The sequence below is a fragment of the Pseudomonas sp. HP_12 genome (assembly GCF_055283955.1).
In genome coordinates, this window is record NZ_JBTOQG010000030.1 from 1 (window position 1) to 22,900 (window position 22,900).

A 22,900-nucleotide genomic window follows, 5' to 3' on the forward strand; every position below is an offset into this window, starting at 1 on the left:
GCCGTCAGGACATGGATGTCCGTTCGGCGCGGGCCCACGGAGCGTCGTCGGAGTGAGGGTATTCCGACGAAGGAGGAACCCAACCAGGAGCAAGCACCCTTGGTTACTTGGAGTGCTTTTCCAAGTAACTCGCCGAAGGCGAAATCGAGGCCGTTAGGCCGACGCCCTTGATCTTGATCTTGATCTCGATCTCGATCTCGCGGCGCAGCCAAAAAAAGAGCCGAGCTGTTGCCCCACCAACACCCGCCACACAAATTGCCCCGCCAGCAACCCGAAACCCGCCTGACACACCGCATTTACCGCTGGAAAAACCCGGCATGCCTTGTGCAATAACCCTGATCCCGGACCAAAGGCATCAGGACCCATGCGAGAACGCGCCCCCACATTGCGACTGCCCGACCCTCGGCCCCGGTCGTGGACCCAACCCACCGCCATCCTCGGCGTGGCCACCCTCTGCAGCCTCATGCTCGGCTGCGGACAAAGCACCTCCACCGTCGCCCGCAGCGAACAACCCGTCAAAGGCGGCACACTCGTCTATGCCACCGACCGCGAACCGACTTGCCTCGACCCCCACGTCGCCGGCGACATGCCCCAAGTGTTCATCGGCCAACAGTACCTCGACTCACTCGTCTCCATGGACGCCGAAGGCCGCATCGGTCCCTGGCTCGCGAAAAGCTGGGAAATCTCCGACGACGGCCTGACCTACACCTTCCACCTGCGCAACGACGTGCACTTTACCGACGGCACCCCGTTCAACGCGGCCGCGATCAAAGCCAACCTCGACCACATGGCCAACCCCAAAACCCAGTCCAGTACAGCGGGCGGCTACATTCGCCAATACCGCAGCACCGACGTGATCGACGCCGACACCGCCGTCGTCCACCTCGCGACGCCCTATGCCGCCTTCCTCGAAGTGCTCGCCCAGGGCTTCCTCGGCATCGAATCCCCGACGGCCCTTCAGCGCCCCCGTGACACCAACTGCGAAAGCCCGGTCGGCAGCGGCCCCTTCAAAATCGTTCGCTGGGACCGCCAGAGCCAGGTCGAACTGGTGCGCAACCCCGACTACAACTGGGCGCCGCCCACCGCCAAACATCAGGGCCCGGCCTGGCTGGACCGCGTGGTCTGGAAATTCATCCAGGAGCCCTCGGTGCGCTTCGCCTCGCTGCAGGCCGGTGAAGTCGACGTCATTGAGGCGCTGCCCCCGGAATCCCATGAAGCGGCCCGACGCAATCCCGACCTGCAGTTGATCATCGCCCAGCGCCCCGGCAACCCCACCAACGGCACGCTGAACATCACCCGCGCGCCGTTCAACGACCTCAAGGTGCGCGAAGCGTTCGTGCGCAGCGCCGACATCGATGGCGCCCTGAAAAGTGTGTACTTCAATGAATTCCCTCGCGCAGGCGGACCCTTGAGCCCGGCCACCCGCTTCTACAGCCCGGACTTCCAGCACGCCCAGGATTACGACCCTGCCAGGGCTGCACAACTGCTCGATCAGGCCGGCTGGACCCAACGGGACAGCGACGGCTATCGGACGAAGGAGGGCAAGCGCCTGCAAGTTCATGTGGTCATGGGCAACCGCACGCCACCCTCCGAATACACCCTATGGGAACAGGTCCAGGCGACCACGCGGCAAGCCGGCTTCGAGCTGATCGTCGACCAGATGAGCGACGTGCAGGCGACCAAGCGCCAGGCCGATTGGGACTACGACATTCGCCTCGGCTACTGGAACACCAACACCGCCGACGTACTGCGCATCATCTTCGGCAGCGAGTTCATTCGTCCCGCAGGGGTGGGTGGCTACCACCAGAACACCGCCGGCTTCAGCGACCCGGCGTTCGACTCGCTGGTGCAGCAGGCCCTCGCCACCCAGGACGCCGAGCAGCGGCGGGCGCTGTATTACAAGGCGCAACAGATTGCCTCCCGCCAATACCTGCAACTGACCACGTACCCGCAGAGCACTCGACTGGGCATCTACAAAACCACCCAGGGCGTGCGGCTGGAAACCTCGCTGGCGGTGACTTACCTCTATGACGCATGGGTGAACAAATGACCAATACAGCGTCGAGCAACGGGCTGACCAACGCGCTGGACAACAACCCTGAGGCCGCCCCTCAGACGCCGTCCGCGAACCCGCGTCGCGAGCGATTGCAGCGGCTGGGCAAGCGCGCGTTGTGGCGCCTGGCGGGCGGGATTCTGGTGCTGTGGGCGGTCGCGACATTGACCTTCTTCGCCTTGCGCCTGATGCCCGGCGATCCGGTGCTGGCGATCCTCGGTGGACCGAGTGGCAACCCGACCGCCGAAACCATCGCCGAGGCCACCCGCGAATACGGCCTGGATAAACCGCTGGCCGTGCAATACGCGCTGTACCTCGGGCGGCTGGTGCAAGGTGATCTGGGGATGTCCTATTCCCAGCATCTGCCGGTGACCCGCGTGCTCGCCGAGCAATCCTGGCCGACGCTGGAACTGACCTTCACCTCCCTGGCGCTGGCGTGGCTGCTGGTGCTGGCGTTAACGGTGCTCACCGCCGGGCGCCGCCGCTGGGTTAGCACCCTCGCGTCGCTGGCAGAAACGGTATCCGCCGCGCTGCCGCATTTCTGGCTGGGGATTCTGCTGCTGGCCGTGTTCGCGTTTGGCTTGCGGCTGTTTCCGCCGGCGGGCAGTGACGGCTGGCGGACACTGGTGCTGCCGTCTTTCGCATTGGCGATTCCGCTGGCCGGTTTCATCGCCCAGGTCACACGCGAATCCCTGGACCTGACCCTTGAACAACCCTTCGTGTTGACCGCCAGAACCCGCGGGCTGAGCGACTTCAACGTGCGCTTCAAACACGCGCTGCGTCATGCCGTGCTGCCGGGCATCTCGCTGTCAGGCTGGGCCATCGGCGCGCTGATCAGCGGCGCCGTGGTGATCGAGGTGATCTTCTCCCGCAAGGGCCTCGGACGTCAGTTGTACCAGGCCGTGCAAGCCCAGGACCTGCCGCTGACCATCGGCATCAGCCTGGTGGTGGCCGCCGGTTATGTGCTGGCCAACATTCTGGTCGACCTGCTTTACCAATGGGTCGACCCTCGCCAACAGGAGAACCCGTGATGAGCGACCTGATTCTCGACACGCCGCTGCCCGCGATCCGGGTCCAGCGCACGCCGCGCACCTGGCGAATTGGCCCGTCGCTGGCCCTGGCCTTTTTGCTGCTGGTCATCCTCGCCGCCCTGGCGCCACAGTGGTTCGCCCACAGCGATCCGCTGGCGATCGTGCCGCGCGATGCGTTTCATCCACCGGGCTGGGCGCACTGGTTCGGCACCGACCAATCGGGGCGGGACATTTTTTCCCGAGTGATCTACGGCACGCGCCAGTCGCTGTTCATCGGCCTGGCAGCGACCGCCATTGCCATTAGCATCGCCATCGTTCTCGGCCTGCTCGGCGGATTGGGTGGCGCACGGGTCGACCGCGCCGTGGGCTGGGTGCTTGAAATGCTGTTTGCCTTTCCCAGTCTGATTCTGGCGCTGCTGTTCGTGGCGATTTTTGGCAGCGGCATCGGCCCGCTCATCGTTGCCACCGGTCTGGGCGGCGCCCCCGGTTATGCGCGCATGGTCCGCGGTCAGGTGCTGGCGGTGCGCAATGCCGGCTACATCGAATCGGCGAAGGCCCTCGGCCATCCACCACTGCGCATCATCACCCGGCAACTATTGCCCAACGCCATGCGGCCGCTGATCGTGACCCTGACCATGGGCGTCGGTCAGGCCATCGTCTGGGCGTCGGCGCTGAGCTTCCTCGGCCTCGGCGCGCGTCCACCGGCGCCGGAATGGGGAACCATGTTGTCGATGGGCCGCGACTTTATCGCCAACGCGTGGTGGCTGACGTTTTTCCCCGGCTTGTTCATCGTCCTCACCACGCTGTCGACCACGGTCGCCGGTCGTTACCTGCAACAACGTCTGGAGGGCCGACTGTCATGAGCGAGCCGAAACGTTTGATCGTCGAAGGCCTGTCCATCGAATTCGCCGGGCAGTCGGTGGTGCGTGATCTGTCGTTCACCCTGGAACCGGGCAAGACTCTCGCGCTGGTCGGCGAATCCGGCTCGGGCAAGAGCGTGACGGCGCGCAGCCTGATCGGCCTGGCGGGCGAGGGCGCGCGGGTCACGGCGCGCCGGCTGAGTTATGCCGGACGTGATCTGCTGGCGCTGTCGGAGCGCGGATGGCGTGACTTGCGCGGCCGGGAAATCGGTTTCGTGCTGCAGGATGCGCTGGTGTCCCTGGACCCGTTGCGCCCGGTGGGCAAGGAGATTCTCGAAGTGCTGCAGACCCATGGCTGGGGCGATCGCGTCAGCCGGGGCGAGCGGGTTATCGAATTGCTGGAGACCGTCGGCGTGCCCGAGCCACGGCTGCGCGCACGGCAGCGGCCTGACCAGCTTTCCGGAGGATTACGTCAGCGCGCGCTGATTGCCAGTGCCTTGGCGATGAATCCCGGACTGGTGATTGCCGACGAGCCGACCACCGCGCTGGACGCCACGGTGCAGGCGCAGATCCTCGACGTCCTGCAACATATCCGCCAACGCGGCGACTCGCTGTTGATCATCAGCCATGACCTGGCCGTGGTTGCGCAACTGGCCGATGAGGTGCTGGTGCTGCGCCACGGCGAAGTGGTCGAGCAGGGGCCGATGGAGCAAGTGCTGCGCAACCCGCGTCATGCCTACACCCGCTCATTGCTGGATGCCGTGCCCGCCGAACATGCGCGCGGGACGCGGCTTTCATCGGCGCAGGGTGGGTCGGGGCAGGGTGCGTCAGCGCTGCAGGCTCGGGCGGGGGTGGATTCTCCGGTGTTGCTCAAGGCTACCGGGCTGGGCAAGCGCTACGTCGGCCCCGATCAACAGGTGCGGCAGGTCGTCGATGGCGTCAGCTTCGAGCTGCGTGCGGGCCGCACCCTAGGCATCGTCGGCGAGTCCGGTTCCGGCAAGACCACTGTGGCGCGCATTGTGCTGGGCCTGTTGGAGCCCGATGCCGGCGCGGTGCAGTTTCTCAATGTGCCGTGGACGGGGGCGGGCAGCGGGCGCGTCGAGGAGAAAACCCGGCGCCTGCATCGGCGCGACATCAGCGTGATTTATCAAGACCCCCTCAGCTCGTTCGACCCGCGCTGGAGCGTCGGCCAGATTCTCGCCGACGCCCTGGATGTGGCCGGCATGCCGTTCGAGCAACAGCGCGCGCGGATTGCCCAGCTGCTTCATGAAGTTCGTCTTCCGGTTGAGCTGTCGAGCCGTCGGCCGTTGCAGTTGTCCGGCGGACAGCGTCAGCGCGTGGCCATCGCCCGGGCCATCGCCAGCAACCCGAAAGTGATCATCTGCGACGAGCCTGTCTCGGCGCTGGACGTGTCCGTCCAGGCCCAGGTGCTCGATCTGCTGGCGGATCTTCAGGCGTCGCTGGGCCTGGCGTATCTATTCATTTCCCATGATCTGGGGGTGATTCGCCACGTCAGCGATGAAGTGCTGGTCATGCGTCACGGCCAGGTGGTGGAGCGCGCGCCGGTCGAGACGCTCTTCGACAGCCCCCGACACGAATACACCCGACGCCTGCTGGGTGCGGTTCCGCGTCTGCCCGGTACCGGCGCCACACTGGTGGTGCCGCCGCTGGAACCGGAAAGCGCAGTGCTGCTGTTTGATGAATCCCGGCTGTGGAAAATCGCCATTTAGGTTCGAATTCAGAACAAGGATCTGCCATGAGTACGTTGTCTGCTGTACCCAAACCTGCGGTCGTCACCGTCGCAGAACTCAACGCGCGACTGGACCGCCTGCTGCCGGACATCGCCGCAGGGGCGGCCCGGCGCGAACGTGATCGGCAATTGCCCTATGAGGCCGTCGCGCAGATTGCCAAGGCTGGTGTGTTCACTGCGCGCATTCCCGTGCGCTTCGGTGGCGCCGGGGCGACGGTCAGGGAAGTCATCGCGCTGCTGATCCGCATCGCGTCCGCTGATTCCAACGTGGCCCAGGCGTTGCGCCCCGGATTCGGCTTCGTCGAAGGCCTGCTGGCCTCCCGGGCTGAAGACGCCGAGGCTGAGCGCGAGCGCTGGTTTGCCCGCTACCTGCAGGGCGCGGTGGTGGGCAATGCCGGCTGGGAAGTGGGCGGCGTCAACGGCGCGATCAGCGCGCGTATCGTCCGCGATGGCGACGATTACCGGGCGAGCGGCAGCAAGTATTACAGCACCGGTTCGCTGTACGCCGACTGGGTCAGCGCGGTGGCGCTGGATGAGAACGATCAGCCGGTGTCATTCATCCTGCCTCGCGACCGTCAGGGCCTGGAGTTGGTCGATGACTTCGACGCCATGGGCCAACGCCTGACGGCCAGTGGCACCACGCATTTGCACGATGTGCAGGTCAAGGCGGAGGAGATTCGCACCCGCACGGTGGAGGAGGGCAAACGCACCATCGTTACGCCGTTTCTGCAGGTGTTCCTGGCGGCGGTCAACGCCGGCATCGCGCGCAATGCCTTGAACGACGCGGTGAGTTTCGCCCGGGACCACGCACGGCCGATCAAGCACAGCACGGCAACGCGCTCGGTGGATGATCCTTACGTCGAGCTGAGCGTCGGCGACATTGCGGCCCGCGCCTTTACGGCGGAAGCGGTGGTATTGCACGCCGCCGCCTCGATCGACCGGGCGTGGGCCGCCGAGCTGGACGCGGTGGCGGTGGATCAAGCCGCCGTTGATGTGGCTCAGGCGCAGTACATGGCTGCCGAGTCAGCCTTGAAAGCTGCAGAGCTGGTGTTCGATGTAGGCGGTGCTTCGACGACGGGGCGGGCGCACAATCTGGATCGTCACTGGCGCAACGCGCGCACGGTGTCCAATCACAACCCGCGGCAGTGGAAGGCTGCGGCGGTGGGGGCCTGGCAGCTCAAGGGGACACCGCCGCCGACGTCCGGGTTGTTTTGAAGGCGGTAAACGCGAGATCAAGATCAAGATCCAGATCTTTAAGATCAAGAGCGTCTGCCTGGGGGCAGACTGTTTCGCCTTCGGCGAGTTACTTGATAAAGCCCCAAGTAACCAAGGGCTTGTGCTCCTGGTTTGGCCCTTCCTTCGTCAGGGTTCCTTCACTCCGGTCTCGCTCCGTGGGCCCGCGCCGAACGGACATCCATGTCCTGACGGCGCTCTCGCCGCATCCATGCGGCTCGGCCCACTCCGCGAGACCTGCGTTCAGCCTGCACCCAAGTCGCGATTTGTGGTGTTTGGGCTTTTTGCGTATGAAGATCAAAAGCGCTTCAAAGCAGATCAACGGCTTCCCGGCTGAAGCCGGTCCTACGGTCGGAGCCAATCCCACTGGATGCATGCGCTGCTGCTAGTGGGACCGGCTTTAGCCGGGAAGAGGCCAGCTCAGGCGCCAACAATTTTGCTGATCTCACACCCATCCTGTGGGAGCGAGCTTGCTCGCGAATGCTTTATCTCAAACACCAGATATGTGTTGGATGTACCGACCCCTTCGTGAGCAAGCTCACTCCCACAAGTCCTTGGCGCTTGACCCGCCCTTGATCTGCCTTTGATCTTCATACGCACAAAGCCCAGACGACGCCAATCGCGACTTTGGTGCAGGCCGAACGCAGACGACGCGGAGTGGGCCGAGCGGCATGGATGCCGCGAGAGCGCCGTCAGGACATGGATGTCCGTTCGGCGCGGGCCCACGGAGCGTCGTCGGAGTGAGGGAACCCGACGAAGTCGGGCCAAACCGAGAGCAGGCACTTTTGGTTACTTTTAGTGCTTTTTAAAAGTAACTCGCCGAAGGCGAAACGTCTGCCCCCAGGCAGACGCTCTTGATCTTCTAAACAGTCATTTAGCCGTAATCACCGAAAGCTTGGTGATCCCGGCCTTCTCGATCGAGGCCATTGCCCGCGCCACTTCGCCGTAATTCACGCCGTTGTCGGCCTGCAACTGCACGCGCACGTCGGCGTTCTTGTCCTTGGCCGCCCTGAGGTTGCTTTCCAGCAGATCCGCCTGAATCTCGTCCTTGTTGATGAACAGCTTGCCCTTGTCGTCGATGCTCACCACCAGCGGGTCCTTTTGCTCCACCGGCGCCACCGCTTCGGTTTTCGGCAGGTTGATCGGGATGGAATTGGTCAACAGCGGCGCCGTCACGATGAATACCACCAACAGCACCAGCATCACGTCCACCAGCGGCGTGACGTTGATTTCGCTCAGCACTTCGTCATTGTCTTGTGTGGAAAAAGCCATCTCAGGACGCCTCCTTCACTTTCTGGCCGGCAGCCGTTGTGCCAGCCGCGGCGCCCGATTTGTTCAGCACCGGATGCAGCAACACGCGGAACGAATGCTTCTGCGCCAGGCTGTAGAAGTCGTGGGCAAAGTCGTCCAGGTCAGCGGCGGTCAGCTTCAGGCGACGCAGGTAATAGTTGTAAACCAGCACCGCCGGTACGGCGACGGCGATACCGACGCCGGTGGCCACCAGTGCGGCGCCAATCGGACCGGCCACGGTTTCAAGGCTGGCCGACCCTGCCGCACTGATGCCTTTGAGCGCTGACATGATCCCCCACACCGTCCCAAACAGGCCGATGAAAGGCGATGTGCTGCCGATACTGGCGAGGATGGCCAGGCCGGTTTCAAGCGACCGCCGCTCGCGCACGATTTGCTGACGCAGGGCGCGTTCGAGTCGATCCTGATGGTTGATCGCCTGGCTCAAATCAGCGGCGTGGCCACCTTCCGGCACTTGAATCGCCGCGTAACCGGCCAGGGCGACGCGGGCGGCGGCACCCGGCCGGGTCTGCGCGAGCTCAGCGGCCGAGTCCAGGCTCGAGGCTGCCCAGAATTGCTTGTGGAATTTCCGGTCCTGCGCCTTGAGGCGAGCAAACTGCAGGCCCTTGAGCAGGGCCAGGCTCCAGGTGGCGACGGAGAAGAGGATCAGCACCCAGATGACGGCGTGTTCAATGGAATCGAAAGGTGAGGCGATAAGGTTCATGTGCGGCTCCAACAAGGCAAATAAGCAAGGCAAATAGGGGTTAAGCGATGCGCCTTTTGTCAGGTAGCCCGCGATGTTGCGACCAGATGGTCGATCACCTGATCTTGAAGTCGATGGGCACGCTGACCCAGCCGTCGATGGGGTCATTGCCCCGTTTGGCCGGGACGAAACTCCAGCGTTTCACGGCCGCCTGAGCGGCATCGTCAAGTTGCTCATGACCGCTGCTTTTTTGCACCTGGATCTCACTCGGTTTACCGCTGCCCAGCACGTGGACGCGCAGTAATACGGTGCCTTCCCAGTTGCGGCGCATGGCCAGGGCCGGGTATTCCGGCGCAGGGTTGTGCAGGTAACCGGCATTGGCCGAAGCCGGTGTGACCGGTGCAGGCGCGGGTGGCGCAGGCGGTGCGGGCGCGGCGACCGGTTGCGGTGGAGTCGGCGGTGCAGGTGGCTGCTCCGCCGGTTTGGCGACAGGTTTGGGAACGGGCTTGGCGACCGGCTTGGCCTTGGGTTTCGGGACGGGCTTGGGCGGCGGCGGTTTCACGGCCAGTTCGTCTTCTACCGGGGGCGGAGGCTCCTCCACGGGTTGCGCGACGGGCTGGGGCGGTGGCGGTGGCGTCTCGACAACCGGAGGGGCAGGCTGTGAAAACTCGATGGTCATCGGCGGGATTTCCGGCGGGACCACGGGCAGGGTGGCGGCGGGCGAACTATTGATCCAATAGATCACCGCACCGTGCAACACCAGGGCGAAGACGCCCAGCAGCACTGCTTCGCGACGGGTCAATATCTGCCGGGGCGTGGTCTGCAGACGCGACAGCGCCAAAGGGCCTCGGTAAACCCGGCCCAGGTCGAGCAACTCCCCGCCCGGCGCCTGGCGCCAAAGCACATTCAGTGCGTTGGCGGATTGGGCATTGGCCATTGATTAACTCCCAGCTGTTTAACGTAACAATGCGGAACCGAAGTTCCTTGATCCTGTTGATGCCGGTGCCACGTGCACCGGCTTAGTTCAGGGAGCAAGAGCCATACCAAGTGTCCATCCGCCGCAAAATGACCGGTCTAGAGCGTTGCACGACAATTGCTGTTGTGCCATCAGCATTGTTTTGTCGATCAGGTGTTGCGTCAGAAACAGTAGAGGTTATGAGGCGCTTTCATCCGGTTATAGGGGTTTTTCGGGGGGAAGTCATAAACAGGGGTGCAACACCTTTATATGCCTGGCAAGTGTTGGTCACCCGACAGAGTTGCAGCAAAGTGTCGCCTGCCCAACGTTTTAGATAGTAAACGCCGGATAAACAGGGCCAATAACACGTGGCATGAACTCTGCAAAGTCACTGCCGAGCGCGACTATACGAATAGATGCTCCCACTGACATTTAACTGCGGAGACTCTTGTTTTGACACAGCACTCTTTTAATACGCGCGCTCGGCGCTTCGATCCCTTGGCAACGGCGTCCAGTCTGGGCGTCCTGTTAATGCTGGTCCACGGACCATTGTTCGCCACTGAGGGTGACGCCGAGGGTTCCCAAGACCCGCGACTGGCGACCGTGACGGTGACCGGCGCGGCGGCAAGCGAAGCGCAGAAGGCGGAGCAGCAACTGGCGAAAGTACCCGGCAAGACGGCCGTCATCGATAACCACGAGATTGAAAAAGGCCGCGCTTCCAACGCCGAAGATGTACTGGCCTTGCAGCCCGGTGTATTCGCCCAGGCCACCAGCGGGTCAGCGGCCAACAAGATCTCTATCCGAGGGTCAGGACTGAACACCTTCTATCAAGGCTATGTGCTGGGCATCAAGTTTCTGTTCGACGGCCTGCCGCTGACCGGCCCCGGCGGTACTCAGGAAGACATGCTCGACATGGCCGGTGTTGACCACACGGAAGTGTTATACGGCGCCAACGCCTTTAACTATTCGGCGTTATCGCTGGGCGGGGCGATCAACTTCGTCAGCAAGACCGGCCGCACCGACCCCGGCAGTTACGCGCGCTTCGAAGCCGGAAGTTATGGCTATCGCAAGCAGGTATTAAGCACCGGCGGCGTAGAAGGTAACGCTGATTATTACGTCAGCCTGCAACATAACGAGCGTGATGGTTATCAGGACGACACGGCGAATAAAGGGCAGGGCATCGTCGCCAACTTCGGTTATGTGTTCAATCCCAAGCTGGAAACCCGGTTCTTCCTGCGTTATCGAGAGGAGACCCTCAGCCAGGGCAACACGCTGACGAAGTACCAGATCAAACACGACCCGAAAAGCAACGCCGTGCCATTCGGTCGCAAGAAGGACGGCACGACACTGCTTGGCAGCAAAACCACTTACACCTTCGACGACAATGCCAAGCTGGAAGTCGGCCTGGGCTACAACGATTACCCGCTCTATAACGGCTGGCGCTACTCGGCGACGCCCCAGGACTGGCGCTCGAAGGACATCAACCTGACCTTGCGATACCTGCGCACAGGCGACACTTTTCTGGGTTTGAACAGCGACAGCACCGCCACCTTCAGCACCACCCAGGCGTACCTCGCCGACGTCAAATCCCACAGCAAGGCGACCGGGACCAAACAGCAGGAAGCGAACTATACCGGCTCGCGTGACACGGTTTTCTCGCTGGGCAACGAGCTGCAGTTGACAGATGACCTCTGGCTGTCGACCGGGCTGTCGTTCATCGACATCAAGCGCAAGGCGGAAATCGAATACACCACCGGGGTCAATACCACCGCGTTTCCCAACGGCGTCGAATACCAAGAGCATGACCTCGCGCCGCGTATTGGCCTGCGCTACAAAATCTCCCCCGAATTCGAGCTGTTCGGCAACGTCAGCCGTTCCATTGACCCACCCGTGACCTGGCAACTGGGCAGCACCGGGACGCCCTACATCCAGGACGTCCGGCCGCAGAAGGCCAACACGGTTGAGCTGGGCATTCGCGGAGCGCACGGGATTTTCGACGGCAGCCTGACGCTGTATCGCTCGTGGGTGCAGAAGGAGTTGCTGTCGGTGGTGGTGCGTCAGGCCACCGCGACGCAGGACCCGTTGATCGCCACCTCAAACGGCAGCGGCACGATTCATCAAGGCATCGAGGCCGGTCTGAACGCGTTGTTGTGGGAAGGACAGGGTGACACCCTCACCTTGCGTCAGGCGTTCACGTACAACGATTTCCATTACCGCAATGACGCGACTTTCGGCGACAACGAGCTGCCGGGTCTGCCGCGTCAGGTCTACCAGGCCGCACTCGAATATCGGCAGGCCAGCGGTTTCTATGCCGAAGTCAACGCGCGTTCTGCTTCCAGCTACTACGTCGATTTCGCCAATTCGTTGCATGCGCCTTCCTATACGCTGTGGGGGGCGAAAGTAGGGTATGAAGCGCCAGGCCGGAAATGGGAGGTGTTCGTCGATGCCCGCAACCTGACCAACGAGCGCTATGCCACAGCGTCCAACACGGCGTACGACGCACGAGGGCAAGACTCGGCCAACTTCTACGTTGGTGATCCGATCAACGTGACCACGGGTGTTTCTTACCGCTTCTGATCCGGTCACGCCGGCCTGCCATCCGGCGGGCCATCATCGGAATCTGCCGCCATCGACGGGAGACATTGCATGCGCTTATACGTCGTACGTCACGGCCAGACCCAGGCCAACGCCGAACACCGTTACCTCGGCGCCCTCGATCCCGGCCTGACTGCGACCGGTCGCGAACAGGCGGCGGCGTTGCGTCTGGAATGGCCTGACTCGATCCGCCGCATCGTCACCTCCCCCTTGCAGCGCGCCCGGCAGACTGCCGACATTCTCAACTACCGATTGGACCTGCCCTTGCAGGTGATTCCGGCGTTTCGCGAGAGGGATGTCGGCGTGTTCGAGGGCCTGACCCAAGCCGAAGCGCAGGCGCGCTATCCGGAGATGTGGCAGCGCAACATCACGCGCCAGTGGGACAGCGGACCGCCGGGAGGAGAGTCAATCGCGGACGTGGTCAAGCGGGTTCACGACGGTCTGATTGCCCTGATCAGCTTGCCTGCGGCCGAGGATCTTCTGCTGGTGGGCCACGGCTTTGTGGCGAAAACCATTCGGGCGCTGGTGAACCGGGATTTCTCGGACTTTTTCGACTGGCAACTGGGCAATGGACACTGGCTGGTGCTGGAGCATGTCGAGCGGGTTGCCGATTACAGAGTGCCGGTGGCAAGTCCGTTGCCAGGTGCGTGACGGGGCTTACATTTGCGGCGTGACGCCTGACGCTTTCCCGGCTAAAGCCAGTCCTACCGGGATACGCGGTGCTTTTAGTGGGACCGGCTTCAGCCGGGAAGAGGCCGGCATGAACCCCAGCACATTTGCAGCGTGACCACTGACGCTTTCCCGGCTAAAGCCAGTCCTACCGGGATGCACGGTGCTTTTAGTGGGACCGGCTTCAGCCGGGAAGAGGCCGGCATGAACCCCAGCACATTTGCAGCGTGACCACTACAACTGGCGCTTTCCCGGCTAATGCCGGTCTTATATTAGATTTCAGCATTCACGCACTGGAAACCCCATGTCGCCACCTCGCATTCGCTACATCGCCATCTGCGTCTTCCATCACCAAGGCAAGATCCTCGTCAACGCGTTTCCCGATCCGGTGAAGCAGCAAACGCTGTTTCGTCCTCTGGGCGGCGGCATCGAATTCGGAGAAAGGAGTGCCGATGCTATCGTCCGGGAAATCCGCGAAGAGCTGAATCTTCCTATCCGTAACGTTCGTCTGCTCGGCACCCTGGAAAGCCTGTTCACCTACCTTGGTAACCCCGGCCATGAAGTGGTTCAGGTGTATGACGCCGAATTCGCAGACCCTGAACTCTACGAACAAAACGGTCTGGAAGGGCAGGAGAGTAACGGTGAAAGATTCACCGCCGTGTGGCTGGACAGCGTCGAGTTGAGTCATGACGGCGTGCTGGTGCCGGAAGGATTGCATGAGTTGCTGCGATCGCTGTCGATGCTAGCCTGACCTCTACCAGCATTGCAAAAACCGCAATGGTGAGTTGAGTTTCCTGGTGATTCACGGCCGTTGCAGCAGCCAATAGGATTCAGCATGAACTCACTCATGCAGGTCTCCTAATGACTACTTTCGATTCGGCCAACGCCTCGAACAGCAAACCCGGCGTCAGTCGCCGCGGCATCTTGCAAGCGTCTGCGGTTGGAGCAGCGTCTGCGTTGGCTGCTTCACTCGTGAGCGCTGCACCCGCCAGCGCACGTCCTTCTGCCCGGCACAGTAGCGTCGAGTTCGATGATGCCTTCCGGGTCACGTTCCACACGCAAAAGGTCGGCGATGTCGAAGTGTTTTACCGCGAGGTCGGCGCGAAGGATGCGCCAGTGCTCTTGCTGCTCCACGGCTTCCCGACCGCTAGCCATATGTTCCGTAACCTCATGCCGCTCCTGGCCAGCCAATACCGCCTGATTGCCCCGGATTTGCCCGGTTTCGGCAACACCCTGGCACCGCCGCGAGGCCAGTTCGATTACACCTTCGACAACCTCTACAAAGTGGTCGAGGGCTTCACCGAAGCCCTGGGGCTGACTCGATACGCGCTGTACATCTTCGACTACGGGGCGCCTACCGGCCTGCGCCTCGCGGCCGCCAACCCGGAGAAGGTGACGGCAATCATCAGCCAGAACGGCAACGCCTACCTGGAAGGTTTCAGCGATCAGTGGGACCCGTGGCAGGCCTATTGGCGTGATCCTTCGCCAGCCAATCGCGAAGCCTGTCGCCCGTCGCTGTCGCCCAAGACCATCCGCGAGTGGCAATACGGCACCGGTGCTGATCCCGAGAAGCTCTCGCCCGACGGCTACAATCTGGACATTTTTTACATGGCCCGGGCCGGCGCGGACGAAATACAGCTGGACCTGATTCTCGACTACCGCAGCAACGTCGCGGCGTATCCCACGTTTCAGGGGTATCTGCGCAAGCATCAACCGCCATTGCTGGCGGTGTGGGGCAAGCATGATCCGGCCTTTGTCCCGCCGGGTGCCTTAGCGTTTCGCAAGGACATCCCGACTGCCGAAGTGCATTTTCTTGAGACCGGCCACTTCGCCCTGGAGACCCATGCGGCCGAGATTGCGCAGTACATTCGGGATTTCCTGTCGCGAACGCTGCAGGCGTGAAGATGCCGGTCATGCCACGTCTGAGGTGCAATGACCGGAGCATTTCGCGGATCAGCTGTGGGGCAAGAGGGCTGACGCGATCGCCAATCAGCCTTCACCCAACTCGCGCATCACGGCGTACAAGGCGGACTTCGCTTCAAAGCCAACCCCAGGAATATCCGGCAATCCGACGTAGCTGTTTTCCACCTTGATCCCGTCAGCGAAACCGCCGAAGGGCTGGAACACGTCCGGGTAGGATTCGTTGCCGCCCAAGTGCAAACCGGCGGCGATGTTCAAGGACATCTGGTGACCACCGTGTGGCACCACGCGGCGGGACGACCAGCCCATGTCTTCCATCACCTTCAGCGTGCGCATGTATTCCACCAGCCCGTAGGACAGCGCGCAGTCGAACTGTAGAAAGTCGCGATCAGGGCGCATGCCGCCGTGGCGCAGTAGGTTGCGGGCGTCCTGATGGGAAAACAGGTTTTCACCGGTGGCCATGGGCAGTTCGTAGTGATTGGCAAGCTCGGCCTGAAGCGCGTAATCCAGCGGGTCACCGACTTCCTCGTACCAGAAGAGGTTGAACGGCTTGATGGCTTCGGCGTAGGCAATGCCGGTTTCCAGATCGAAACGGCCGTTGGCATCGACGGCCAGTCGGCGGCCGTCACCCACCACCTCAAGCACCGCTTCGATGCGGCGGATGTCTTCGTCCAGTGGCACGGCGCCAATCTTCATTTTGACGACGTCATAACCGCGATCCAGATAGCTCTGCATCTCTGCCTTGAGTTTGGTCTGGTCCTTGCCGGGGTAGTAATAGCCGCCTGCCGCATAGACCCAGACTTTGTCATCGGCCACGCCGTTACGGTAGCGGTCAGCCAGCAGGCGATACAGCGGTTTGCCTTCGATCTTGGCCACCGCGTCCCAGACCGCCATGTCGATAGTGCCCACGGCGACCGAGCGCTCACCGTGACCGCCCGGCTTTTCGTTGGTCATCAGGGCTTTCCAGATGGCGAACGGGTCCAGGTTATTGTTTTCGTGATCGACAAGGGTGTCGGGGTCCGCTTCGGTGATGCGTGCCAGAAAGCGATCACGCATCAGCGCGCCCTGGCCGTAGCGACCGTTGGAATTGAAGCCATAGCCGATAACCGGTTTGCCGTCGCGAATCACGTCGGTGATCACTGCAACGACCGAGCAGGTCATCTTGGAAAAATCGATGTAGGCGTTGGCGATGGGTGAGGCGATGGAGACAGTTTTCTCACGAATGTCGACGATGCGCATGACGGGTTCCTCTTGTTGTTCGTGGCCCCACGTTAGGCTTTGCGGCGCGACCCGCCCAATGCTATTAATGCCGCACCCTATGCACAGGAGGCATGGCCCCTTGGAACTCGTGTGGCTCGAAGATCTGTCAGCGCTGGCGGAGTACGGCAGCTTTGTCCGTGCCGCCGAAGCAAGGCATGTTACCCAGCCGGCCTTTAGCCGCAGGGTTCGCTCGCTGGAGAACTGGATGGGGGTGGAGTTGTTCGTGCGCACACCCCAGGGCGCGACGCTGACGGAAGCCGGCCGGCAGATTTTGCCCAGCGCTCAGGAGGCCGCCCGGCACCTGTACCGGATGCGCAACGAGGCTCAGGAAGTGGCCGGCATGGCAGCGCGGTCACTCAAGTTCGCGGCGACGCATTCGCTGTCGTTCACCTTCTTCCCCAAGTGGCTGCGAAGCTCGGAAAATGGCGCTCTCATTGAGGCCGTGCAACTGCACTCCGACAGCATGGCCGTCTGCGAGCAGATGCTGATCCACGGTCAGGTGCAGTTCATGCTCAGCCATCGCCACCCCGACGTCCCTCCGTTGCTGGCGCCTGATCAGTTCATCAGCAAAAAAGTGGGTGAGGACGTGCTGGTGCCCCTGGCGAGCACGTCGACCCGATTCGGCACTCCGGCTGCGGCGTTGCCGTATCTGGCGTATACCCATGAATCCGGGCTGGGCCGTATCGTCGCGCACCGACTGCGGGGCAAGGAAGATTACCTTCACCTCAAACCACTTTTCAGCAGCCACCTTGCCGCGGTGCTCATGTCCATGGCCCTGGAAAGCAAAGGCGTGGCGTGGCTGCCGAAAAGCCTCACCGAGCAGGAAGTGCTGGAGGGGCGGTTGGTCAGAGCGCTGGATGAAAGCTGGGATATTCCGCTGGAAATCCACCTGACCCGGCCGAAGGCGCAGTTGAGTCAGGCGGCGGAAGCGTTTTGGGGTGAGGCGGGTGGTGACGTGGGCCTGCCTGGGGGCGGATGGGCTGGCTGATGCGATCCGCTGTCGAAACTCTTAACCAAGACTCGAAAATGTTAACGAGAGGGGGGTGGTACTCGAAAACGTTAACCCGATGGCGTGAAAGTGATCCTCCATCTAGAGGCGCCATACCAACCATATAATGGGCAAACTCCGGCCTCTGAAGTTTCAGACCACGAGTCGGGTTGATCTGTTTGTGCACGACAGTGGCATGCAAGGAGAGTTGGCAGGATGTTCAAGCTTAATTCGTTCCGCGAGACAGTAGAGGCTATTGCTGCATGCTCTGATGATCGAGCCCTATGGCAGCGATACGCCTGGGTCTACGTTCAAGGGGACTCAGCGTTGCTGGAGAGCCTGTTTTACCTGGTGTCGAATATTGATGAAGACGATGAGCGTCGCGTATTGGACTTTGGCGACAGATTCGAGCTTTCGTCATGCCTGGAAGCGGCCAGTTTTGCGGACGTGTTGTGTGTACAGAAGCGACAGCAGCCGCACTCTAGCCTGGAGGACTACGCTGTCGCCCTTGAGCATTACTCTGAACAAGATGCCTTCCTGGAGGTGCCCGGCGGTGATGACCCAAAGGCAGCAGAACCCGGTTTGGCGCGCGAGTTATATGCCGAGTACGACCTGTTTCTTGCTGAATGCTCGCCTGACCAGTTAGGTGTCGCGGCGCGGGAGGTCAGCGCTGTCCTTGAGATCAACATTGCCAGTGCGTTGCAGGCTTGTCGGGCGTTGCCCTTGTGCCTGGGAGAGCGCATGAACGGCAATCGGTGCATGCAGATCGAAGCGCGCTTCTCCGCACTTTCGGTTCCGTTGCGGCGAGTGACCCACCGCTCATTTCCGTGGCAGTAAGCAGGCTTTAGGGCTCTGGGCGAATGAACGCGTAGTCGTCATCGATCAGCTGTTGCAGGTAGTGGTCGAAGCTCGGCGCAATGACTTCATAGTTATCCGGATCATGCAGAAAGCGCACGACCTGACCCACCTTGCCGCCTGGGGCGGGATTGAAGTCGATGTACAACTTCGAAGTGCCCCCGTTGTTGATGCAGTGTGAAAAACACAGCCGCTCATTCATGCCCACCGTAGGGTCAAAACCTTCTTCGATCAGATCCATCTCCTGATCCAGCCAGCCTTTTTCAAACCAGCCTTTATAAAGTTCTACGATGCTTTCAGTATCAAGGCCGTCAGCCTCTGTAAGTATGTCTTCTACCGAACTCAGGTAGTAGGGATAGCCGGGCAGGTCGGAGCCCAGCATCAGCACCATGACCTCGCCGTTCGGGTAATCCCGATAATGAGTGCCGTCAATCTGGCCGAGCAGTTGCAACAGGCTTGCGGGGCACAATGGGTAACGCTCGATGAGTCGCTGCAGGTCTGCCGCCGAAGCCCCGTGTGCATGTTTGAGTTGAGCGATATCTTCGGTCACCAAGGACTGACGCAGGCCGGCGAGGTAGGTACCGACGAGGCTCATGATTGGCGTCCTTGCAAACGTAGTGAATATCCAGTGATCCGAGTTTCCAGCCTGACGCCTATGCTATCCATGTCCTGAATTCGTTGGCCTGTTCCGGAGTGTTGAGAGCGGTTACCCAGGCAATCTCGTCCTCCACGCATTCAAAGTCAGAAACCGAAAATACATAAATGGCAGTGTCGAACGTCGCTGTCAGCTTTTTCAGAGCGATTACACATTGCTCAAATATAAGCCCGCGATGCGCCACGAAATTGCTTTCGGTGGTCGCGTCGGCCATGTTCCGGAGCGTTTTCGACAGATCGTTAAAGAATTCCCCGCCGTAGGCTTCGTGGCTCCATCCGGCGGGAGACCACTTGAAGTATTGCTCCTCACCCGGGTATTCGGCTTGGACGGGCCAGATGGTCTTGAGTGTTGAAAGAGGGTGCCAGTGTTCGTGCGTCGGCGTCGGAATACAGCGCGAATCCACAGACCTGCGTGTTCGGAAAGTCCGCTCGAAACTGTTCGATCGCGCTCATGGATGCGTTGAGGACATCCCGCTGAAACTGCTCGATATTCAAAGTGGGCATGGGTTTCTCGTCGCAGGTTTGGCTGACCATTATTGGGCATCAGCGCGGGTCTGGGGGTCATTTCAGAAATGTAGCGTCTTTCCACAGCGCCTCGCGTCCGGCTCTTCAGTCAAGCGCCAAACCACCCCCATCAGGCAGACAACAATCACAGCCTATGGGGTGAGGACATTGATGCGATCAGCTCAAGGCTGGCGGGCACTGCCTAAGGGGTTGCTGCCACCTGCGCCAGCAGGTCATCGAAAGCACATTCAAGTAATGTATTCGGGCCGCCCGGCTGCATTCCAGGCCGCAAAGCGCGCATCCATCACCCCAGACAGCTGGTCGTAATTAGCCCAGCAGTCCTCAACGCCGTAGAGGGTTTCAATGCCGACGCCAAAGGTCAGCAGGTAGTCGTCAACGTAACGACTGTCGTTGTTCAAACCCTGGTAGTAAGCAACGGCAAATGCATTGCCGGCTTCAGAGAACTCCTGGTCGGTCAGTTTTTCGTCCAGTACGGTCATTACGAACTGTGCCCCGGTGAGGGTGCGATCTTTGAGTTGGGCAAGTTCGCTCTCGGCGTCTTCCTCCAGTTCTTCGCTGGCCAGGTTGTTGATCAGCATCCAGGCGAGAAACATCCCGATATGGGTGGCGCCAGCTGCATTTGGCAGATGTTTGGGGAAGGTGCCCCCGTAGTGCCAGGAGGCATCGTCGTATTTCATGTGTGCTCCGGTGATAGGGGGGGCCGATGCTCTGAGTCCCCTCAGAGCACTTGGGCTGACGGCGCGTTGCTGTAGATGAGTCTGACGGCTTTCATGACGGTACATGCCCTTCAACGGCTCTGGCTCATCCTCGCGCTAGAGATCGCCTTTTGAAATGATGGTTCAATAGTCTGCGAATTCGAGCTGTTGCGTAAAGGGTTCAGGCGTCATGGCACCAATAGTCATAGCACCACCCGATTGACCTCGGATTTGTGAAAGAAGCAAAGCTGGCTGCCAAACCTGAAGGTTGAGCCATAAAAAAACAAGGAGTATGGGCAGTGAGAGCAGTCAAGTGGGTTGATGACGCCGTGTTCGTTGTTGAAGTGGAAAAGGGCGTTTATACCCTTGCCCAGATGCGAGAGCACGGCCTGTTGGAGTTTTTTGATGTTTTCAGAACGGTCGACGAATGGGACGGCGTAGATTTAAACGACAGCCCTATGTTGTTTTGCATGTGGGTTGCTCGGGCCCCGATCAAGGCACTTTTTCGGCGATTTTTGAGCGCAGGCGAAGTGAAGGTCAATGAGCGTCCGATACGGAAAAAGATGCTTTCATTCATGTGGGTCTCAGACGGCAACTACACTGCTGACCTCATAGAACTGACCGACCGTTATTCGAACATAGGGGCGACGGTGTTGAAGTCTGATCTATGCCCTGATCAAGACCTTGCAATCATTGAAGGTCATGAGTTCTGCGGCCTTCACGGCGATACGGTCAAGTTGCAACAAAGGCTGCGACTTTTCTACCACACGGGCATCAACTGGGATGAAGCCAAGAAATTTACTTTTCCGACGCTTAAAACTCCGGAGGCGCTGCTCTTGTTCCGCAAAGAAAGTCCCGCGGCCACAACATCTGAACCGGAGTTAAAAACAGGGCTTGAGTTGCTGGAAGGGGATGAAGAGGTTCTGGCTAACATTTATCCTGTGGTCTCTGCGCTCTATGATGAAGTGCTGAAATTGCAGGGCCGCGATGCGGCCGATCGCGCGCTGCCGCTGTTCGAAAACGCGATGCTGCAAATCAACCAGTTTGAAGCTCAGATTGAAACGGTGGAGCGCGAGTCCCTGATGGAGGTGTTGTACCAATTGGGGGAAAGCGTCGGTCTGTCCAGAGATACCGAGTTTCTCGAACAGTGGCGGGGCGACTGGTAGCGGCGGGGCGCTTTCTTTACTGTTCAGAAGGCCCCGGCCCCAATCCCCGCTGCAGGAGTCCACGCATGCGCGACATCGAATTACTGTCCTCGTCCCCACACGGTCGCTACCAAGTCCAGGCGATCCCCTGGGAAGCCGGCAACAGCCAGTGGGTGTTCCCGCCGGAAATCATTGATACCCAAAACGGGAGCGTGGTGTTTGGCTTCGAGGATGATCTGTGGTCGGCAGACCGCAGCACCTGGCTAAGCCCGACCCGGGTTGAACTCAAGCTGCGTAAATACCCGGGCCACCGGGGACGTCTGGGACTCACGGTGATCATTGAATGTGCGCGGCGGACCGCAGAATATGGCGATGGCACACACATCGACTTGGCCCTTTTGGAAAGCACCCTTGAGGGCATGCTTGACCTGCTCGGGTGAACTCAGTTGTCAGCAGGGAGCTGAATGATGAATTGGAAAGCCCTGGAACAGGCGTTGTTCGATGCCGCCAGACATACATTGCAAACATTCCTCAATGAAAGTGTCAGCCCGCTGTACGCCGCGGCGTTTCACGCGAGCTACCGAGAAGAAGAGACGATTCTGTCGCTGCCCAGCTTTGCCGCAAACAGCCTGCAAGCGCTCAGCGAGGACTATCCCGATGAGGAAGATGAAAGTTTCAGCTCGGTGAAGTGGAACCCGGCGGACTGGCGCTGGGATTGGGAGATCTACGCTGCTGCACAGTTCACGCCGCTTGATGACGAGCTGCAAGCCCACGCCAATCGGCTTGGCCCGCGTCAATGGCAAGCGGCTGAGCGGCGCTTTCTGGTCACCGTGAGCCGTGCCGCCAGGGCGCTGGGCCGACATTTCAGTCAGCACCCTGGTGTGACGCCTGGCTTCGTGGTGATTTTCCATGACTTTGCTGGCGATATTGCCTTGGCCAAGCGCAGCATGACCCGCCGGCAGTTCAAGGATAATTTCCCTGTCGAATGGGCCATTGAAAATACCCTGCGGGAAGTCTCTGTCTGGCCGCACGACGAGCAGGCCGCGTTCTATGTCAGCCGCTTACACTGTTCGCATGGCATTTCGGGGGAAGACGCTGAGCGCTGGCTGATTGCAAACGGCCGCCCCGCGCAGGCTGCGCTCATCGAGCAGGTCAACGGCCATAAAAAACCTACGCCTGCAGCGCGCATTCTCGGGCTGGCCGGCATTGCTGATGAGCCCGTCCTCCAGACCCTGCGCCGACAGGCGATTACGGCCAGTGAGCAGCCGACTCGCCACTGGTGCGCGAAGGCCTTGGGTTATCTCGAGGATGTCGACTGGCTGATGCAGCAAGGACCCGACATCGCTGTCGCGGGCATCTGCGCGAACTTCGACGGTTTCCGCTTGCGGAGCGTGAAGCAACCGGTGCTGAACTACAGGCCCCTGGAGCGTCTGCTTGATCAGCGTTCTGACCTGCGTGCTGCGGTTGAAGAGACCCTTGAAGACGCCTGCGGCCAAATCGATACCACCTCTACCGATGTCACCGAAGCTTTGCGCGGCCTGGCTTCATCCCACGTGGTGATTCGCCGTCATGCTGCGAGTGGATTGAATAACCGTGGCCTGCTGCCCGACGACGCGCTTCGGGCAATCGAGGCGCTATGCCGGGCAACACAGGATACCGATGAGCAGGTGTGTTACCTCGCGGGCATTGGTCTTGAGGCCATGCAACGTCGCTGATTGCTGT

The 22,900-nt window shown here is 60.9% G+C and carries 22 protein-coding genes; 14 read left to right on the forward strand and 8 right to left on the reverse strand.

From position 1 onward, the window contains the following. The first annotated feature begins 364 nt into the window (after positions 1-364). Genes ACYASU_RS18170 through ACYASU_RS18190 form a run of 5 tightly spaced genes read left to right on the forward strand, consistent with a single transcriptional unit; the run spans position 365 to position 6,909 of the window. Entirely contained in the window at positions 365-2,050 is a 1,686-nt protein-coding gene (locus ACYASU_RS18170) for an ABC transporter substrate-binding protein (protein WP_463583600.1), read from the forward strand. Continuing rightward, positions 2,047-3,084 (forward strand): ABC transporter permease, encoded by a 1,038-nt coding sequence (locus tag ACYASU_RS18175; RefSeq protein ID WP_244655980.1) that lies wholly within the window; start codon positions 2,047-2,049, stop codon positions 3,082-3,084. The genes ACYASU_RS18170 and ACYASU_RS18175 overlap by 4 nt, the downstream gene beginning before the upstream one ends. Next, positions 3,084-3,947, forward strand: coding sequence for an ABC transporter permease (locus ACYASU_RS18180; protein WP_192173628.1), 864 nt, complete (start codon positions 3,084-3,086; stop codon positions 3,945-3,947). Before ACYASU_RS18175 ends, ACYASU_RS18180 begins: the two co-directional genes overlap by 1 nt. Further along, the gene (locus tag ACYASU_RS18185; RefSeq protein WP_192173629.1) at positions 3,944-5,674 is read left to right on the forward strand and encodes a dipeptide ABC transporter ATP-binding protein; all 1,731 of its coding nucleotides are present in this window, start codon (positions 3,944-3,946) and stop codon (positions 5,672-5,674) included. Before ACYASU_RS18180 ends, ACYASU_RS18185 begins: the two co-directional genes overlap by 4 nt. Before the next feature lie 26 nt (positions 5,675-5,700). After that, the gene (locus ACYASU_RS18190; protein ID WP_192173630.1) at positions 5,701-6,909 is read left to right on the forward strand and encodes an acyl-CoA dehydrogenase family protein; all 1,209 of its coding nucleotides are present in this window, start codon (positions 5,701-5,703) and stop codon (positions 6,907-6,909) included. An 888-nt stretch (positions 6,910-7,797) separates the two neighbouring features. On the opposite strand, the gene ACYASU_RS18195 is transcribed toward ACYASU_RS18190, so the two are convergent. The 3 genes from ACYASU_RS18195 to ACYASU_RS18205 all read right to left on the reverse strand — a co-directional run bounded on the left by ACYASU_RS18195 (position 7,798) and on the right by ACYASU_RS18205 (position 9,854). Beyond that, positions 7,798-8,199, reverse strand: coding sequence for an ExbD/TolR family protein (locus tag ACYASU_RS18195; protein WP_192173631.1), 402 nt, complete (start codon positions 8,197-8,199; stop codon positions 7,798-7,800). Position 8,200: 1 nt separating this feature from the next. Next, entirely contained in the window at positions 8,201-8,938 is a 738-nt protein-coding gene (locus ACYASU_RS18200; protein ID WP_346630493.1) for a MotA/TolQ/ExbB proton channel family protein, read from the reverse strand. Positions 8,939-9,032: 94 nt separating this feature from the next. Then, complete coding sequence (locus ACYASU_RS18205) at positions 9,033-9,854, reverse strand: energy transducer TonB (RefSeq protein ID WP_282372984.1); 822 nt, start codon at positions 9,852-9,854, stop codon at positions 9,033-9,035. A gap of 549 nt (positions 9,855-10,403) precedes the next feature. Here ACYASU_RS18205 and ACYASU_RS18210 point away from each other — a divergent pair. The 4 genes from ACYASU_RS18210 (at position 10,404) to ACYASU_RS18225 (ending at position 15,038) form a co-directional block, all read left to right on the forward strand. Next, entirely contained in the window at positions 10,404-12,449 is a 2,046-nt protein-coding gene (locus tag ACYASU_RS18210; RefSeq protein WP_463583601.1) for a TonB-dependent receptor family protein, read from the forward strand. Positions 12,450-12,518: 69 nt separating this feature from the next. After that, a complete protein-coding gene (locus ACYASU_RS18215) occupies positions 12,519-13,118 on the forward strand; it encodes a histidine phosphatase family protein (protein ID WP_192173635.1) in 600 nt (199 codons plus the stop codon). A gap of 322 nt (positions 13,119-13,440) precedes the next feature. After that, positions 13,441-13,887 carry an NUDIX hydrolase gene (locus ACYASU_RS18220; protein WP_463583602.1) on the forward strand — a complete coding sequence of 149 codons (447 nt, stop codon included), beginning with the start codon at positions 13,441-13,443 and terminating at the stop codon, positions 13,885-13,887. A 110-nt stretch (positions 13,888-13,997) separates the two neighbouring features. Next, the gene (locus tag ACYASU_RS18225; RefSeq protein WP_346625902.1) at positions 13,998-15,038 is read left to right on the forward strand and encodes an alpha/beta fold hydrolase; all 1,041 of its coding nucleotides are present in this window, start codon (positions 13,998-14,000) and stop codon (positions 15,036-15,038) included. An 87-nt stretch (positions 15,039-15,125) separates the two neighbouring features. Here the strand turns inward: ACYASU_RS18225 and ACYASU_RS18230 are convergent, their stop codons facing one another. Continuing rightward, positions 15,126-16,295: a mandelate racemase/muconate lactonizing enzyme family protein gene (locus ACYASU_RS18230; RefSeq protein WP_463583603.1), complete on the reverse strand. Its 1,170-nt coding sequence runs from the start codon at positions 16,293-16,295 to the stop codon at positions 15,126-15,128. A gap of 100 nt (positions 16,296-16,395) precedes the next feature. On the opposite strand from ACYASU_RS18230, the gene ACYASU_RS18235 reads away from it, so the two are divergent. Beyond that, the gene (locus ACYASU_RS18235) at positions 16,396-17,304 is read left to right on the forward strand and encodes a LysR family transcriptional regulator (RefSeq protein WP_463583604.1); all 909 of its coding nucleotides are present in this window, start codon (positions 16,396-16,398) and stop codon (positions 17,302-17,304) included. A gap of 216 nt (positions 17,305-17,520) precedes the next feature. Beyond that, positions 17,521-18,141 (forward strand): DUF7716 domain-containing protein, encoded by a 621-nt coding sequence (locus tag ACYASU_RS18240; RefSeq protein WP_463583605.1) that lies wholly within the window; start codon positions 17,521-17,523, stop codon positions 18,139-18,141. A 7-nt stretch (positions 18,142-18,148) separates the two neighbouring features. Here ACYASU_RS18240 and ACYASU_RS18245 read toward each other — a convergent pair whose 3' ends face one another. The 4 genes from ACYASU_RS18245 to ACYASU_RS18260 form a co-directional block, all read right to left on the reverse strand. Beyond that, complete coding sequence (locus ACYASU_RS18245; RefSeq protein WP_463583606.1) at positions 18,149-18,754, reverse strand: SMI1/KNR4 family protein; 606 nt, start codon at positions 18,752-18,754, stop codon at positions 18,149-18,151. 58 nt (positions 18,755-18,812) lie between these two features. After that, on the reverse strand, positions 18,813-19,217 hold the full coding sequence (locus tag ACYASU_RS18250; protein ID WP_463583607.1) for a DUF4303 domain-containing protein: 405 nt from the start codon (positions 19,215-19,217) through the stop codon (positions 18,813-18,815). After that, on the reverse strand, positions 19,120-19,347 hold the full coding sequence (locus ACYASU_RS18255) for a DUF4303 domain-containing protein (protein ID WP_463583608.1): 228 nt from the start codon (positions 19,345-19,347) through the stop codon (positions 19,120-19,122). Before ACYASU_RS18255 ends, ACYASU_RS18250 begins: the two co-directional genes overlap by 98 nt. Positions 19,348-19,565: 218 nt before the next feature. Beyond that, entirely contained in the window at positions 19,566-20,015 is a 450-nt protein-coding gene (locus tag ACYASU_RS18260; RefSeq protein WP_463583609.1) for a DUF7832 domain-containing protein, read from the reverse strand. A 317-nt stretch (positions 20,016-20,332) separates the two neighbouring features. Between ACYASU_RS18260 and ACYASU_RS18265 the strand changes: the two genes are divergently transcribed. From ACYASU_RS18265 to ACYASU_RS18275, 3 genes are all read left to right on the forward strand, one after another. Continuing rightward, positions 20,333-21,199, forward strand: a complete 867-nt coding sequence (locus ACYASU_RS18265; protein WP_463583610.1) for a hypothetical protein — start codon at positions 20,333-20,335, stop codon at positions 21,197-21,199. A 65-nt stretch (positions 21,200-21,264) separates the two neighbouring features. After that, positions 21,265-21,618, forward strand: coding sequence for a hypothetical protein (locus ACYASU_RS18270; protein WP_463583611.1), 354 nt, complete (start codon positions 21,265-21,267; stop codon positions 21,616-21,618). Positions 21,619-21,672: 54 nt separating this feature from the next. Further along, positions 21,673-22,893: a DUF4303 domain-containing protein gene (locus tag ACYASU_RS18275; RefSeq protein ID WP_463583612.1), complete on the forward strand. Its 1,221-nt coding sequence runs from the start codon at positions 21,673-21,675 to the stop codon at positions 22,891-22,893. Positions 22,894-22,900 lie beyond the last annotated feature (7 nt).

Coding starts and splice junctions, on each gene's coding strand:
- ACYASU_RS18170 (WP_463583600.1), top strand. CDS start 365: ATGCGAGAACGCGCCCCCACATTGCGACTGCCCGACCCTCGGCCCCGG.
- ACYASU_RS18175 (WP_244655980.1), top strand. CDS start 2,047: ATGACCAATACAGCGTCGAGCAACGGGCTGACCAACGCGCTGGACAAC.
- ACYASU_RS18180 (WP_192173628.1), top strand. CDS start 3,084: ATGAGCGACCTGATTCTCGACACGCCGCTGCCCGCGATCCGGGTCCAG.
- ACYASU_RS18185 (WP_192173629.1), top strand. CDS start 3,944: ATGAGCGAGCCGAAACGTTTGATCGTCGAAGGCCTGTCCATCGAATTC.
- ACYASU_RS18190 (WP_192173630.1), top strand. CDS start 5,701: ATGAGTACGTTGTCTGCTGTACCCAAACCTGCGGTCGTCACCGTCGCA.
- ACYASU_RS18195 (WP_192173631.1), bottom strand. CDS start 8,199: ATGGCTTTTTCCACACAAGACAATGACGAAGTGCTGAGCGAAATCAAC.
- ACYASU_RS18200 (WP_346630493.1), bottom strand. CDS start 8,938: ATGAACCTTATCGCCTCACCTTTCGATTCCATTGAACACGCCGTCATC.
- ACYASU_RS18205 (WP_282372984.1), bottom strand. CDS start 9,854: ATGGCCAATGCCCAATCCGCCAACGCACTGAATGTGCTTTGGCGCCAG.
- ACYASU_RS18210 (WP_463583601.1), top strand. CDS start 10,404: ATGCTGGTCCACGGACCATTGTTCGCCACTGAGGGTGACGCCGAGGGT.
- ACYASU_RS18215 (WP_192173635.1), top strand. CDS start 12,519: ATGCGCTTATACGTCGTACGTCACGGCCAGACCCAGGCCAACGCCGAA.
- ACYASU_RS18220 (WP_463583602.1), top strand. CDS start 13,441: ATGTCGCCACCTCGCATTCGCTACATCGCCATCTGCGTCTTCCATCAC.
- ACYASU_RS18225 (WP_346625902.1), top strand. CDS start 13,998: ATGACTACTTTCGATTCGGCCAACGCCTCGAACAGCAAACCCGGCGTC.
- ACYASU_RS18230 (WP_463583603.1), bottom strand. CDS start 16,295: ATGCGCATCGTCGACATTCGTGAGAAAACTGTCTCCATCGCCTCACCC.
- ACYASU_RS18240 (WP_463583605.1), top strand. CDS start 17,521: ATGTTCAAGCTTAATTCGTTCCGCGAGACAGTAGAGGCTATTGCTGCA.
- ACYASU_RS18245 (WP_463583606.1), bottom strand. CDS start 18,754: ATGAGCCTCGTCGGTACCTACCTCGCCGGCCTGCGTCAGTCCTTGGTG.
- ACYASU_RS18255 (WP_463583608.1), bottom strand. CDS start 19,347: ATGGTCAGCCAAACCTGCGACGAGAAACCCATGCCCACTTTGAATATC.
- ACYASU_RS18260 (WP_463583609.1), bottom strand. CDS start 20,015: ATGAAATACGACGATGCCTCCTGGCACTACGGGGGCACCTTCCCCAAA.
- ACYASU_RS18270 (WP_463583611.1), top strand. CDS start 21,265: ATGCGCGACATCGAATTACTGTCCTCGTCCCCACACGGTCGCTACCAA.